Source organism: Amaricoccus tamworthensis, assembly GCF_049800875.1.
Taxonomy (GTDB): Bacteria; Pseudomonadota; Alphaproteobacteria; order Rhodobacterales; family Rhodobacteraceae; genus Amaricoccus; species Amaricoccus tamworthensis.
The window spans coordinates 309821-322785 of sequence record NZ_JBNAFV010000001.1 but is presented as its reverse complement, the minus strand read 5'-3'; the positions used below and the strand labels follow the sequence as shown (position 1 = coordinate 322785).

Sequence of the window (12965 nt, the reverse complement as noted above, 5' to 3'; positions counted from 1 at the left end):
TCTTCTGAACGCTTCCGGTGCCGGTGGGTGCCGGAAGGGGCGGCAGGCTGAGTTACGGGAGCTGAAGTTGGACAATTGCGGTAAAACCGGAGCCCAGGCGGCGGCGCGGCTGAGTGTCGCGCCCATGATGGACTGGACGGACAGGCATTGCCGGTTCTTTCACAGGCGGTTTTCGAAGCGGGCGCTGCTTTATACGGAGATGGTGACGTCCGGGGCGGTGCTGAACGGGGACCGGGACAGGCTATTGGGATTTGATCGGCAGGAGCATCCGGTGGCGTTGCAGCTGGGCGGGTCGGAGCCGGGGGAGCTGGCGCAGGCCGTGCGGGTTGCGATGGAATACGGCTATGACGAGATCAACCTCAATGTGGGCTGTCCGTCGGACCGGGTGCAGTCGGGGTGCTTTGGGGCGGCGCTGATGCGCACGCCCGCGCTGGTGGCGGAATGTGTTCAGGCGATGATGGCGGAGGCCGGTGCCGTGCCGGTGACGGTCAAGTGCCGGATCGGTGTGGATGACCAGGACCCGGAGGAGGTTCTGCCGGATTTTCTGCAGCGCATGTCCGATGCCGGGGTCAAAACCGTTGCGATCCATGCCCGCAAGGCGTGGCTGCAGGGGCTCAGTCCGAAGGAGAACCGTGATATTCCGCCGCTGGATTACGATCTGGTGGTGCGCATGAAGGAGCGGTTCGGGCATCTGACCATCGCCATCAATGGCGGTATTCCGGACCTCACGAGCGCGCAGGCGCTGATTGCGCGGGGACTTGACGGGGCCATGATCGGGCGGGCGGCGTATCACTCCCCGGCAATTTTGGGCGCGGTTGACCGGGACATTTTTGGTGATGACGTTGCGGTGGTGACGGGCGCGGAGGCGGTTACGGCCATGCTGCCCTATATCGAGCGCGAACTGGGCCGCGGTGCGCGGCTGAACCAGATCACGCGGCACATGCTTGGCGCGTTCCAGGGGATGCCGGGCGCGCGGCAATGGCGGCGTGTGCTCTCGGAAGGCGCGCATCTGCCGGGGGCCGGGCCGGAGCTGGTGGAGCGGGCCATGGCGGGTGTGTCCCCCCGGCAGGAGGAGGCGCGGAAGTCGGCCTAGACCGTGGGCGTCAGGTCAGGTGACGTTGTCGTAGAGGGCTATACGCTGCGGATCGGCCAGGGCGGCGGCGGTCCATTTCCGGACGGCGGGATGCGCCATCACCTGGGTCGCGTAAGCTTCGGTTTCCGGTGTGAGCAGACCGTAGCTGACCAGCCGCGATGCCAGCGGCGCGTGGAACACGTCCGCTGCGGAGAACTCAGGTCCGGCGAGCCAGGGGCCGCCGGTGGTTGTGAGCGCCCAGGACCACAGATCGCCCGCGCGTGCCACGTCGGCGCGCACGGCGGCAGGGGTGTCCTCCAGCGGCTGGTTGGTTCGGTGCAGGTTCATCGGGCAGGCGCCGCGCAGGGCGGAGAACCCGGCATGCATTTCGGCCACGAGAATTCGGGCGATGCTGCGGTGGCCGGGGTCGGATGGCAGGACGCCGGCGGCGGGATTGTGTTCGGCCAGCGTCTCCGCGATGGCGACGCTTTCCCAGACGCGTTTGATTTCCTGCGCCTCGGTCCATTCGAGGATCGGCACGGTGCGGGCGGGGGCCTTGAGCTTTTTCATCTCATCGAAGGCCGGGTCGTAGAGCGGCACGAACTGCTCGGTATAGTCGAAGCCGAAGGCCTCCAGCAGGAGCCAGCCGCGCAGGGACCAGCTTGAATAGGCTTTCTGTGAGATGACGATGGTGTACATGGATGCGGCCCTGTCGACTGTTGTTCAGGGCAGCTTTCCGGATTGGGGGGCGTGGGTCAAATGAATGATCCTGCGGCACCGCATCACGGGGTGTGATGGGTTGGGTCAGCCGTCGCGGGATTTCAGGCGGGCCCGGCGGCCGCCGCGTCGGGCGGGTTTGGCCGCGTCGGCACGTTGGGGGAGCAGGTCGAGGACGTCGTGGCGCTCGTCCGCGGTCATGCGGGACCAGTCGGAGATTTCACGGATGGTGCGGTGACAGCCGAGACAGAACCCGGAAGTCGGCTCAATGACGCAGATTTTGACGCAGGGGCTTTCGGGCTCCGGGCGTTTCCAGACCTCATCGGTCATTGTGCGGCCCGTTTGATGTGGTCGAGGCGGTCGAGCAGACCCTGGAGGATGTAGCCCGCAGCCACGTGGTCGATGACCTCGCCGCGACGTTTGCGGGAGGTGTCCGCCTCGAGGAGTGCGCGTTCGGCGGCGACGGTGGACAGGCGCTCGTCCCAGAAGGTGATCGGGACATCCGTCAGGCGGCTGAAATTACGGGCGAAGGCCCTAGTGGACTGGCAGCGCGGACCTTCAGAGCCGTCCATGTTGCGGGGCAGGCCCAGCACGATGCCGCCAATATTGCGGTGGCGCATGATGGCGAGAAGTGCTTCGGCATCGAGACCGAACTTGCGGCGTTTTACGGTCTCGATGGGCGTTGCAATGCTGCGCAGCGTGTCGGAGACGGCAACGCCGATGGTTTTGGTACCGAGATCAAGACCCATTAGGGCCTGGCCGAACTGGATTTGTGCGGCGAAATCCTCGGTGGATTCGAAAATTCCGTTGCTCATTGGCCCAGTCCGGCATTGGAGGCGGCGTCATTGATGACAGCAAGGGCGGCGTCGTCACCGGCGAAGGTGCGTCTGGCTTCCTCAAGGATCTCGGAGGCGTGGTCGGTGTTGCCGAGGATCGCGTGGGACGAAATGAGACGCGCCCACTCCTCCGGCGTGCCGCCCTCGTCGGCAAGGCGGGATTCAAGCTGGGCCACCATGCCGGCGATCATGGCCTCGCGGTCCTCCTGATCCATGGCTTCGGCGGCCTGCATGTCCTCGGCTGACGGGCCGGGCAGGTTCATGGAAGGAACGTCCGGGGGGGGCAGACCGGCGAGGCGGGCCACCTCGGCGATATCGGCGCGAATGGCCGGGATCCAGGGGGCGTCTGGTGGACCCTCGCGCAGAAGGCCCTCCCAGATGGGATAGGCGAGATCGGCGCGGTCGGCCTGAAGCAGGGTCAGACCGGCGTAGTAGCGGCCGATCGGGTTGGTGGGATCGAGCCGGAGGCCCGCGTCGAGCGCGTCCTCGGCCTGGGGCGAGACGTAGCCGTTGGCGGCAAGAATGCTGAGTTCGGCGAGGTTGATCAGGTCGCGGGCGCTCGCGTCCCCGCCCATGATGTCGACGACCTTTTGCTGTGCCGCGCGCGCCTCGAACGGACGGCCGATGCGCGAGAGGCTTCCGGCCAGCAGGCGGTGCCCGTCGGCATCATCGGGGCGGTCCGCGAGGACGGTTTCAAGCCTGTCGATGAGTGCAAGCGTCTCGGCGGCGGCGGCCGGGGGCTCAAAGCCCCGTTCGTCGAGATGGGCGCGGAACCTCTCCTCCATCTCGGTCTGGGAGGGGCGGTTGGCGCGGGCCTCGGCGCGCAGCCTTTCGCGGTCGGCAAGCGGCTGGTCCGGCATGCCGGGCATTCCCAGCACGGCATAGATCCCTACGGTTGACACGACCGCCAGCGCCAGAACGCCAAGGGAAATGCCGACGGTCAGGCCGCGCGGGGCCGTTTCGCCTGGTTTCTCGCGTTCGGCCTCGTCGGCGGCGGCAAGAAGGCGGCGGGAAATCTCGGTACGGCTTGCCTCGGCCTCGGACGCGGTCAGAACGCCGCGGGCCAGTTCGGTTTCCACCTCCCTCAACTGGTCATGGTAGACCTGCATGTCATAGCCCGCGCGGGTGCCTCCATCCTGACGGGCCCGGAGCATCGGCAGGAATATGGTCAGCAGGCAGGCCAGGATGATGAGGGCTGCAATTCCCCAGTAGATCATGGGCGGCGGTTTCCCGTTTCATTCGACGGCCGGACCCTAGACAAAGCGCAGGCGGCACACAATGCGACTTTGGACAAATGCCGATTGCTTGAACAGGGGGCGGTCCGGCTGTAGCAGGGGTGTCATGCGGTATGTATTTTCTCCCATGACGGTTGTTTCGTGAGCGCGCGCCCGCGGGTGGTGCTCGATGCCTGTGTGCTGTTTCCCACGGTCATGCGGGAGATGCTGCTGGGGACGGCGGAGCTGGGGCTTTATGTGCCGCTCTGGTCGGGGCGTATTCTGGAGGAATGGGCCAGGGCCACGCGGCGGCTGGGCGACGGGGCCGAGAATATCGCCAGAGGGGAAATTGCGCTGATGCGGGCGCAGTTTGCCGGCGCGGAGGTCGCGGAGGATGAGGCGCTGGCGGAAACGCTGTTTTTGCCGGATGAAAATGACCGTCACGTTCTGGCCACGGCAATTTCCGGGGAGGCGGAATTGCTGATCACCAAGAACCTGAGGGATTTTCCGGGGCGTGTTCTGGCGGGGCATGGGGTGTTGCCGCTTGATCCGGACAGGTTTCTGTTCGACCTGCACCAGGAGGATGCCGATCTGGCCGGGGTGGCGCGAAAGGTGCGGGACCGGGCGGAGGCGGCGTCGGGGCGGCCGCAGCCGGTCAGGGCGCTGCTGAAACGGGCGGGGTTGCCTCGGCTGGGGCGGGCGCTGGAGCTGGAGCGGGAGTGATGCGGGCGCCGGTCAGCTGCCGGAATTGAGTTTGATCAGGTTGTCCGCAGTGTCGCGGTGCGTGTCGTCAATGGCGTGACGGTCGTGGACCAGCGATGCGACCGTGCGCGCATGCAGGGCCCGGATGAATTCCGCATGGGCGAGCGCCAGCACCTCGGTAACGGCGGCGTTCGCGACGCCTTCGAAGTTGCAGGACGGGTCGTTTTCATCGTTGCCGATGGCGAACAGGGGCGGCGAGCCGAGGGCGTCGTAGACATCATAAAAGGTCGTGTCGGCGAGGGATTTGGCCAGTGACCAGCCGCCGCCGTGGCCCTTTACGGAGATCAGGATACCCGCGTCGCGCAGACCGGCGAGCGTGCGCCTGACCACCGCCGGGTTGGTGCCAAGCCTGTGCGCGATGTCATCGGACGTGACCGGCCCCTCCATGTTTTCGAGATGCAGGAGGGCGTGGAGCACCCTGGAGAAACGGCTGTCCTGTCGCAAATTCTTTTGTCCTCAAAATACGAAAAAATCGAACATGGAAAAAGATCAGCTGCGACCTTTTCATGAGACTTAAGGAGTTTCATGAGTAGAGGCTTTGTTCCGGGCGTGGATTTATGGTCTGAATGTGCCCGGTTTCTTTGGATCAAAATGTATTCCAAAAGGTCAAAGTAACGGTTTCGGCCAACACCGATGATTTTTTTCAGTATGTTCAGTGACAAGCATTACCCAAGTTTCACAAATTGCACAAACAAAAGACACGTGCGGGGTTTTCGGCTTTGGGAGGTTTGAGACCCACGGGCCGCATTCGGAGCGGCCCGTGGGGTTTGGCGGTGTGGACCCCTTGTGTCCGGTATCCGGGGAAGGTTTAGATCAGGAACAGGTCGGTGCTGAGGTCCGAGACATCCATGTCCTGGATCTCGATGGTGGTGTTCGAATCGAGCGCCAGAATAACGTTGTCTCCCGACTGTTCGGCGTCGTCGATCAGGTCCTCGATCTGTGACCGGCTGAAATCGTCAATTTCGAGGAGGTCCTTGTTGGTGTTGAAATCGGTGATGATGTCGTTGCCGTCGCCACGCTCGAACTCGAACACGTCCGCACCGTTGCCGCCGGTCAGCAGGTCGTCGCCGCGGCCGCCTTCCAGCGTGTCGCGGCCGGAACCTCCGCCCAGTTTGTCATCGCCGTCGCCGCCCTCGATCTCGTCATTGCCGGCGTGGCCGTAAAGCCTGTCGTCGCCGTCATCGCCGTCGATCTCGTCATTGCCTTCACCGCCCTTGATGGTGTCGTTGCCATTGCCGCCCTCGACCTCATCGTTGCCGCTGCCGGCATAGACCCTGTCATTTCCTCCGCCGGCTTCGATCTCATCATTGCCGGCACCGCCTTTGAGGGTGTCCCTGCCACTGTTGCCGATCAGATCGTCGTTGCCCTTGAAACCGACAATAAGGTCGTCGCCTTTGTAGCCCTTGATTTTGTCGCTGGAATCCGTGCCCTCGAGGATGTTTGGTTCGTTGTCGCCCATAATGTTGGCCATGTTTTCTTTTCTCCGTTCAATGCTTTCGGCGGTCTGCCGGGACAGGTAAAGTCAATCGGAGTGGGGTGCGGGCCGTTGCGCCGCGCGAGGGTGATGTCCCAAACCCACTCCCGAAAGATGTGGGCGCTGACTAACACGGGGATCCTGACAGGTACCGGGCGTTACATGTCAGGGAACTGTCAGGTACGCGGGCGTAAGAGGCGGGGGATGAGAAGAGTTTTTACCGTCGTTGCGGCGAGTTGCGTTTTTTCCCTTGCCGCATCAGGCGAAGACGGACCCGTGCCCATACCGGATTTTGAAATCGCGGAGGATGCGGTGGCGCGTGGGGAGATCATTCCACTGCGGGAGGTTTTTCTGATTCTCAATGAGGCGCATCCGGGTCAGGTGGTTGAGGTTGAACTGGAGTACAGCCACGGCATTCGCATATACGAGGTCGAGGTGATCACGACGGATGGGCGGCTGATCGAGGTCGAGCTTGACGCCGCCGACGGGACCATCCTTGAGGTGGAGCTTGAAGAAGAGGACGATGACGACTGATGCGCGCGCTGGTGGTCGAGGATGATGGGCGGATCGCGGCGGATCTGAAACGGGCGCTGGAATCGACCGGGTTTGTCACGGATCTGGCCTCTGATGGCGAGGACGCCTGGTTTACGGGCGGAACGGAAACCTATGACATCATCGTGCTTGATCTTGGATTGCCGCGTCTGGATGGGCTGACGGTTCTCAAGCGCTGGCGCGAGGAGGGGGTGGATGTTCCGGTTCTGGTGCTGACGGCGCGCGGGTCCTGGACGGAGCGGGTTGAGGGCATTGATGCCGGTGCCGATGACTACCTGCCGAAACCGTTTCACATGGAGGAACTGATAGCGCGGGTGCGGGCGCTGGTGCGGCGGTCCGGGGGGCGCGGTGCGGCGACGCAGAGGATTGGACGGCTAACGGTTGATCTGAACCGGATGACCGCGTCCGTGGAGGGGGTGCCGGTGGCGACGACCCCGCTGGAGTTTCGTCTGCTGACCTATCTGGCGCTGCATTCGGAGCGGGTGGTGCCGCCCACGGATCTGCTTGAGCATCTTTACGGGGACGATGACGCGCGGGAGACCAATGCGGTGGAGGCGGTGGTCGCAAGGCTGCGGCGCAAGCTGGGGAATGATGTCATCCGGACGAAACGCGGGTTTGGCTACTACCTCGACAGTTCGCCATGATGGGGCGGTCGCTGCGCTGGCGGTTTCTGCTGACCAGTGCCGTTGCGATTTTGGGGGTTCTGGGCGCGTCGGCGGTTGGGCTGTCGCTGCTGTTTGAGCGTCATGTGGAGCGGGTGGCGGTTGCGGAACTGCGGGCGCGGGCGCGGTCGCTGGTGGCGATGGTGGAACCCCGGGACGGGGCGGAGCCGGCGTTTCAGTATGCGACGGTTGGGCCACTCTATGAGTTGCCGTTTTCGGGGCAGTACTGGCAGATCGAACTGCTGGGTGAGGTTTACCGGTCCCGCTCGCTTTGGGATTACAGCCTGCCCGGGACGGGTGAGGAATTTGAGCCGGGCGGGTTCCGGGTGATGACCCTGGCCGGTCCGCAGGATGAGCCGCTGCTGGTCGTGGCGTTTGACCTTTTCGTGGGCTATGGCGCGGATGCGGCGCCGATGCGGGTTCTGGTGGCGTCGGATCGCGGGGAACTCGATGCGGCCAAACGCGGCTTCATCGGGGATCTGATGCCCTATCTGGTTTTGCTGGGTGTGCTGCTGCTTTTGTCATCTTGGGCGCAGGTGTCCATCGGGTTGCGGCCGCTGGCCAGTATACGGGACCGGGTTGCGGCGCTGACCTCCGGCACGCGGAAGCACCGGATCGGGACGGGGCTGCCGACCGAGGTGGGACCGCTGGCTCAGGAGATTGATCTGCTGCTGGATGCGCGCGAGGCGGAGCTGACGCGGGCGCGGCACCGGGCGGCGGACCTGGCGCATGGGTTGAAAACGCCGCTTCAGGCTTTGCTGGGGGATGCGGCGGAACTGCGCGACCGGGGGCAGGCGGGCATTGCGGACAGTATCGAGACGGTGGCGCGCGCGATGCGGCGGCTGGTGGACCGGGAACTGACCCGGGCGCGTATTCAGTCGGATCTGGGGGATGCTCGTGCGGAGCCGGGCGTGGTGGTGCGGCAGGTTGTTGAGGTGCTGCGGCGGACGCCCATCGGGGCGGAGCTGGACTGGCGGGTGGAGGCCGCGCCGGGCGTGGTGGCGCGGATCGATCAGGATGATCTGACCGAGGCGGTTGGTGCGGTTCTGGAAAATGCGACGCGGTTTGCGGTGAATTTGGTCCGTGTTGATGTTCGCAGCGAAGGGGATTTTGCGGTCATCGTGGTGCGGGATGACGGGCCGGGGGTGGCGGAGGAGGATCCATCGGTACTCATTCGGCGCGGAGTGCGGATGGATGAGGGCGGGGACCGGCAGGGTATTGGGCTGGCGATTGTCGCGGATATCGTGGAGGCGGCGCAGGGGGAGCTGCATCTGCGCAATGCGGATCCGGGGTTTGAGGTAACGATCAGGCTCAAACGGATTGCGGGGCCGGAGGGCGCGGCGGATTAACGGGGCGGGTGATGGACATTGCCGGTCAGGTGTGCTTCATCTTGTATGCAAGTTATTTTGGGGAGGTGAAGCATGAGTGCGTTTCCAGTGGTCGAGGCTGGTGAGGGCGTGTCGCGTCAGGTTTTGGCGGATCACCCGGACATGATGGTGGTGGCGTTCACCTTTGGCGGTGAGGGCGCGGAGGGTGCGCCGCACAGCCATCCGCATGTGCAGTCGACATATGTCAAAAGTGGGCGGTTTCGGTTCACAATCGGGGATGACGTGCGCGAGGTTGGGCCGGGGGACAGCTTCGTCATTCCCTCGGGCGTGACTCACGGGTGCGTCTGTCTGGAGCCGGGGGTTCTGGTGGACGGGTTTACGCCGCGCCGGGAGGATTTCCTCTAAACCCGGCGCAGGGGGGCGGTGTTACGAGAACATCGCCCGCAGGTCGACGGAATTGCGTTGACCGAGGTCTTTCCAGTGTTCGCGCAGGAATGTGTCCATGGCCATGTGGCCGGCATCGTGAAGCTGGAGCAGGAGCGCCTTGTTGGGGGTGATCTTGGTGGCGATCCCGAGCTGGCTCATGAAGGCGTCATCCCGGACGGAGTGGATGAAGTGATGCTTCATGCGGCCCTTCTCAATGATGCCCTGTTCGGTCAGGCGGTTTACCAGATCAATGGCGCGGAGTTCCCGGAGCAGCGAGGCGTTGAAGCTGATCTCGTTGATGCGGTTCAGGATCTCCGTGGAGGTGTGGGGCAGATCGTCGCGCTCCAGCGGGTTGATGTGGACGATCAGGATGTCGGGTGATTCCGTGTTGTAGAACAGGGGAAAGAGCGCCGGGTTCCCCATGTAGCCGCCGTCCCAGTAGGATTCCATTTCGCCGGTTTTGGGGTCCTCAATCTGGATGGCCTGGTAGAGCGTGGGGAGGCAGGCGGAGGCGAGGATGGCGTCGGTGGTGATGCCGTCGCCGGAAAACACCCTCGGCTTGCCGGATTTGACGTGGGTGGCGGTGACGAAAAGTTTCGGCCCCTCGACGGCGCAGACATTTTCAAAATCCAGCAGATCATCCACGATTGAGCGCAGCGGATGATAGTTGACCGGGTTGAACTGATAGGGCGACAGAACGCGCGTCATGGCGTCGCTGGCGATGACCGCGGGGTTGAATTCCAGGGCGCGGGCGATGACGTCAGGAGCCGGGGAAACCACCCGCAGCCAGTCCATCACGGGGTCGGGAATCGAGGCGTCGAGACCCGCGAGGCGGAGCCAGAAATCGGCGAGGGATTTCTTGGCGCCGTCGCTGCCGCCGGTCATCCAGCCGTGTTTCAGCGCGGCGGCATTCATTGCGCCGGCGGAGGTGGCAGAGATGCCCTCGATGTCGACCTGGTCCTCATCGAGCAGCCGGTCGAGCGCACCCCAGGTGAAGGCGCCATGAGCACCTCCACCCTGCAACGCAAGGTTGATTTTACGGCGGGTCAAAGCGCCGTCCATCCTCCGTCGACGGAAATGGTGGTGCCGGTGACCTGATCGGCGGCAGGCGAGCACAGGTAGGCCACGGTTCCGCCGATTTGTTCCACGGTGGCGAACTGTTTCGAGGGCTGACGGGCCAGAAGAACGTCGCGGATCACGGTTTCGCGGTCCTTGCCATACTGTTTCATTGTGTCGGGAATCTGTGCCTCGACGAGCGGGGTCAGAACGTAGCCCGGACAGATGGCGTTACAGGTGATCGGGTCTTCCGCCGTTTCGAGAGCGACTGTCTTGCTCATGCCAACAACGCCGTGTTTTGCGGTGACATAGGCCGATTTGTAGGGCGATGCGGTCAATCCATGGGCGGAGGCGATGTTTACGACCCGGCCCCAGCCCTGTTCGCGCATGATGGGCAGGGCGGCCGCCGTGGTGTGAAAGGCGGAGGTCATGTTGATCGCGATGATGCGGTCCCAGGTCTCGGCCGGGAAATCCTCGATCGGCGCGACGTGCTGGATGCCCGCGTTGTTGATGAGAATGTCGACGCGGCCCATCTGCTCCTTCGCTTTGTTGACCAGAGCGCGGCACTCGTCGCCGGCGGACATGTCGGCCTTGATGTAGATCGCCTTTACGTTGTGCTCACCGGCAATTTTTTTGGCCAGATCGTGATCTTCGGGGTTGTCGGAAAACGAGTTGAGGACTATGTCAGCGCCCTGTTTCGCGAGTTCTTCGGCTACCCCCAGACCAATTCCTGAATTGGACCCGGTGATGACGGCTGTTTTTCCTGAAATAGACATGTTTCCCCACTCGCTGGTTTTCATGGGGAACATATATGCCGCATGTGCGAACAGGCAAGCGGTCGCGGCGGAGCGGCAAAAAAAAGACGCCCTTACGAGAAGGGCGTCAAGTTATTGAGGCAGGTTTCATACAGGCAAGAAACCTATCGAGCAGTGAAGGTGTTATACGAAATCAAAGGCCTACCGCCAAGACAAAAATCGTGATGCGCCTGGCGCTGGACCCCGTTAGAGTGGTTATGGTTAATCAATCTGACGGAATGTGACGGAAATGACACGATTGAAACAGTGGGTTGTGGCAGCTTTGCTGTGCTCTCCCATGACAGCGTTTTCGGCGTCTGCGGCCTCTGAACATGGTATTGCCATGTATGGAAAGCCGGCTTTGCCCCCTGATTTCGCGGCACTTCCCTATGCGAACCCGGACGCGCCCAAGGGCGGTCGCATGGTGTTTGGTGAGGTGGGCGGGTTCGATTCCCTTAATCCATACATTTTGAAGGGTCGGGCCCCCTGGGGAATTAGGACACATGTTTTCGAAAGCCTGATGGGCCGAAACTGGGACGAGCCGTTTGCCTTGTACGGGCTTTTGGCCGAATCGGTGGAGACCGGCGAATCGCGGGAATGGGTCGAATTTGTCCTCCGCGAGGAGGCGCGATTCTCGGATGGCACACCGGTCACGGTCGAGGATGTGCTGTGGTCGATGGAGACTGTCGCGGAGGAGGGCAACCCGCGATACCGCACTGCGTGGATGAAAGTGGCCTCCGCCGAACAGACCGGTCCACGCTCCGTGCGCTTCACCTTCAATGAGCCTGACAATGAGTTGCCGCTGCTCATGGGGCTGCGGCCGATCCTTAAAAAGGCGGACTGGGAAGGCGTTGATTTTGCCGAGAGTTCCCTGCGTGTGCCGGTGGGGTCGGGGCCATATGTGATCGGTGCGTTCGAGCCGGACCGGTTCATCAGCTTTGAGCGCAATCCCGAATACTGGGGCAAGGATCTGAATTTCAACCAGGGGCAGAACAACTTCGATACGATCCGGTATGACTACTTCGTGGATGCCGGGGTCAGGTTCCAGGCGTTTCGTGCCGGGGAACTGTCGGTGTATCGCGAGGGCAGTCCGGCGCTTTGGCAGAGTGAGTATGATTTCCCGGCCGTGCGGTCGGGCGAGATGCTGAAGGCGGAAATTCCGCATGAGCGGCCATCGGGCATGTCCGGGTTCGTGTTCAATACGCGACGTGAGATCTTCCAGGACTGGCGGGTGCGGGATGCTTTGATTCACGCGTTCAACTACGAGTTCATCAACGCCTCGCTGAACGGTGACATTCTGCCGCGGAGGACGAGTTTCTTCTCGAACTCGGAACTGGGCATGCGCGATGGTCCGGCGGAGGGCCGGGTGCGTGAACTGCTGGAGCCGTTTGCGGATGAACTCGTTCCGGATGCGTTCGAGGCGTATGAGTTGCCGAGCTCCGACGGGGAGCCGCGCAACCGCCGGAACATGCGGCGGGCTACTCAACTTCTGGAAGAGGCCGGGTGGACGGTTCAGGACGGGGTTCTGCGCAATGAGGCGGGGGAGCCCTTTAGCTTTGAGATGCTGCTGACCACCGGGTCCAATGAAAGTGCGAACATTTCCTACGAGGCGCTGGCCAATGTGTACGGCGATGCGCTGCGCAGGCTTGGTATCGACATGCGGATCACCCAGGTCGACAGCGCGCAGTTCAATGAGCGGATCACGGAATATGACTACGACATGGTGTCGCGGTCCTGGAACCTGTCGCTCAGCCCGGGCAATGAGCAGACGCTTTACTGGGGACGGGAGGGTGTGACCTCACCCGGGACGCGGAACTACATGGGAGTGGATTCAGCGGCGATTGAGGCCATGATCGACCACATGCTTCAGACCCGCGACCGGGAGGAGTTCGTGGCGGCCATTCGTGCGATGGACCGGGTTTTGACGACCGGGCGCTATGTCATTCCGTTCTGGTTCAACGACAAAAGCTACGTCGCCCACGATGCCGACCTGACCTATCCGGAGACGCTGCCGGTTTATGGGGACTGGATTGGCTGGATGCCGGAAGTGTGGTGGGAGATCCCGGAGTAAC

15 protein-coding genes are annotated in these 12965 nt (G+C 63.0%); 7 read left to right on the top strand and 8 right to left on the bottom strand.

The annotated features are described in order from the left end of the window. The first annotated feature begins 67 nt into the window (after positions 1-67). Positions 68-1093: a tRNA dihydrouridine(20/20a) synthase DusA gene (gene dusA, locus ACP15P_RS01565; protein ID WP_424926733.1), complete on the top strand. Its 1026-nt coding sequence runs from the start codon at positions 68-70 to the stop codon at positions 1091-1093. 15 nt (positions 1094-1108) lie between these two features. Here the strand turns inward: dusA and ACP15P_RS01560 are convergent, their stop codons facing one another. From ACP15P_RS01560 to ccmI, 4 genes are all read right to left on the bottom strand, one after another. Beyond that, the gene (locus tag ACP15P_RS01560; protein WP_424926732.1) at positions 1109-1771 is read right to left on the bottom strand and encodes a glutathione S-transferase family protein; all 663 of its coding nucleotides are present in this window, start codon (positions 1769-1771) and stop codon (positions 1109-1111) included. Positions 1772-1876: 105 nt separating this feature from the next. Beyond that, positions 1877-2119, bottom strand: a complete 243-nt coding sequence (locus tag ACP15P_RS01555; RefSeq protein WP_424926731.1) for a DUF1289 domain-containing protein — start codon at positions 2117-2119, stop codon at positions 1877-1879. Beyond that, entirely contained in the window at positions 2116-2604 is a 489-nt protein-coding gene (gene ruvX / locus ACP15P_RS01550; protein WP_424926730.1) for a Holliday junction resolvase RuvX, read from the bottom strand. Before ruvX ends, ACP15P_RS01555 begins: the two co-directional genes overlap by 4 nt. Beyond that, positions 2601-3842 (bottom strand): c-type cytochrome biogenesis protein CcmI, encoded by a 1242-nt coding sequence (gene ccmI / locus ACP15P_RS01545; RefSeq protein WP_424926729.1) that lies wholly within the window; start codon positions 3840-3842, stop codon positions 2601-2603. The genes ruvX and ccmI overlap by 4 nt, the downstream gene beginning before the upstream one ends. A gap of 159 nt (positions 3843-4001) precedes the next feature. Here ccmI and ACP15P_RS01540 point away from each other — a divergent pair, with 159 nt between their 5' ends. Next, a complete protein-coding gene (locus tag ACP15P_RS01540; RefSeq protein WP_424926728.1) occupies positions 4002-4562 on the top strand; it encodes an RSP_2648 family PIN domain-containing protein in 561 nt (186 codons plus the stop codon). Between the two features lie 12 nt (positions 4563-4574). Here the strand turns inward: ACP15P_RS01540 and ACP15P_RS01535 are convergent, their stop codons facing one another. Together ACP15P_RS01535 and ACP15P_RS01530 are read right to left on the bottom strand one after the other, a co-directional pair. Further along, complete coding sequence (locus tag ACP15P_RS01535) at positions 4575-5045, bottom strand: Rrf2 family transcriptional regulator (RefSeq protein ID WP_424926727.1); 471 nt, start codon at positions 5043-5045, stop codon at positions 4575-4577. Between the two features lie 364 nt (positions 5046-5409). Beyond that, complete coding sequence (locus tag ACP15P_RS01530) at positions 5410-6072, bottom strand: calcium-binding protein (RefSeq protein ID WP_424926726.1); 663 nt, start codon at positions 6070-6072, stop codon at positions 5410-5412. A gap of 207 nt (positions 6073-6279) precedes the next feature. Between ACP15P_RS01530 and ACP15P_RS01525 the strand changes: the two genes are divergently transcribed. The 4 genes from ACP15P_RS01525 (at position 6280) to ACP15P_RS01510 (ending at position 9022) form a co-directional block, all read left to right on the top strand. Then, positions 6280-6609: a PepSY domain-containing protein gene (locus tag ACP15P_RS01525; protein WP_424926725.1), complete on the top strand. Its 330-nt coding sequence runs from the start codon at positions 6280-6282 to the stop codon at positions 6607-6609. Next, the gene (locus ACP15P_RS01520) at positions 6609-7271 is read left to right on the top strand and encodes a response regulator transcription factor (protein ID WP_424926724.1); all 663 of its coding nucleotides are present in this window, start codon (positions 6609-6611) and stop codon (positions 7269-7271) included. Before ACP15P_RS01525 ends, ACP15P_RS01520 begins: the two co-directional genes overlap by 1 nt. Then, entirely contained in the window at positions 7268-8638 is a 1371-nt protein-coding gene (locus tag ACP15P_RS01515) for a sensor histidine kinase (protein WP_424926723.1), read from the top strand. The genes ACP15P_RS01520 and ACP15P_RS01515 overlap by 4 nt, the downstream gene beginning before the upstream one ends. A gap of 72 nt (positions 8639-8710) precedes the next feature. Further along, positions 8711-9022: a cupin domain-containing protein gene (locus ACP15P_RS01510; RefSeq protein ID WP_424926722.1), complete on the top strand. Its 312-nt coding sequence runs from the start codon at positions 8711-8713 to the stop codon at positions 9020-9022. Positions 9023-9043: 21 nt separating this feature from the next. Here the strand turns inward: ACP15P_RS01510 and ACP15P_RS01505 are convergent, their stop codons facing one another. Together ACP15P_RS01505 and ACP15P_RS01500 are read right to left on the bottom strand one after the other, a co-directional pair. Next, positions 9044-10093, bottom strand: a complete 1050-nt coding sequence (locus ACP15P_RS01505; RefSeq protein WP_424926721.1) for a patatin-like phospholipase family protein — start codon at positions 10091-10093, stop codon at positions 9044-9046. Continuing rightward, positions 10090-10875 (bottom strand): 3-hydroxybutyrate dehydrogenase, encoded by a 786-nt coding sequence (locus ACP15P_RS01500; RefSeq protein ID WP_424926720.1) that lies wholly within the window; start codon positions 10873-10875, stop codon positions 10090-10092. Before ACP15P_RS01500 ends, ACP15P_RS01505 begins: the two co-directional genes overlap by 4 nt. A gap of 268 nt (positions 10876-11143) precedes the next feature. Here ACP15P_RS01500 and ACP15P_RS01495 point away from each other — a divergent pair, with 268 nt between their 5' ends. Beyond that, complete coding sequence (locus ACP15P_RS01495; protein ID WP_424926719.1) at positions 11144-12964, top strand: extracellular solute-binding protein; 1821 nt, start codon at positions 11144-11146, stop codon at positions 12962-12964. Position 12965: the final 1 nt, after the last annotated feature.

Excerpts from the sequence above, each read along its gene's own strand:
- ACP15P_RS01495 (WP_424926719.1), top strand. The coding sequence starts at position 11,144 with ATGACACGATTGAAACAGTGGGTTGTGGCAGCTTTGCTGTGCTCTCCC.
- ccmI (WP_424926729.1), bottom strand. The coding sequence starts at position 3,842 with ATGATCTACTGGGGAATTGCAGCCCTCATCATCCTGGCCTGCCTGCTG.
- ACP15P_RS01555 (WP_424926731.1), bottom strand. The coding sequence starts at position 2,119 with ATGACCGATGAGGTCTGGAAACGCCCGGAGCCCGAAAGCCCCTGCGTC.
- ACP15P_RS01530 (WP_424926726.1), bottom strand. The coding sequence starts at position 6,072 with ATGGCCAACATTATGGGCGACAACGAACCAAACATCCTCGAGGGCACG.
- ruvX (WP_424926730.1), bottom strand. The coding sequence starts at position 2,604 with ATGAGCAACGGAATTTTCGAATCCACCGAGGATTTCGCCGCACAAATC.
- ACP15P_RS01515 (WP_424926723.1), top strand. The coding sequence starts at position 7,268 with ATGATGGGGCGGTCGCTGCGCTGGCGGTTTCTGCTGACCAGTGCCGTT.
- ACP15P_RS01520 (WP_424926724.1), top strand. The coding sequence starts at position 6,609 with ATGCGCGCGCTGGTGGTCGAGGATGATGGGCGGATCGCGGCGGATCTG.
- ACP15P_RS01525 (WP_424926725.1), top strand. The coding sequence starts at position 6,280 with ATGAGAAGAGTTTTTACCGTCGTTGCGGCGAGTTGCGTTTTTTCCCTT.
- ACP15P_RS01510 (WP_424926722.1), top strand. The coding sequence starts at position 8,711 with ATGAGTGCGTTTCCAGTGGTCGAGGCTGGTGAGGGCGTGTCGCGTCAG.
- ACP15P_RS01500 (WP_424926720.1), bottom strand. The coding sequence starts at position 10,875 with ATGTCTATTTCAGGAAAAACAGCCGTCATCACCGGGTCCAATTCAGGA.
- ACP15P_RS01560 (WP_424926732.1), bottom strand. The coding sequence starts at position 1,771 with ATGTACACCATCGTCATCTCACAGAAAGCCTATTCAAGCTGGTCCCTG.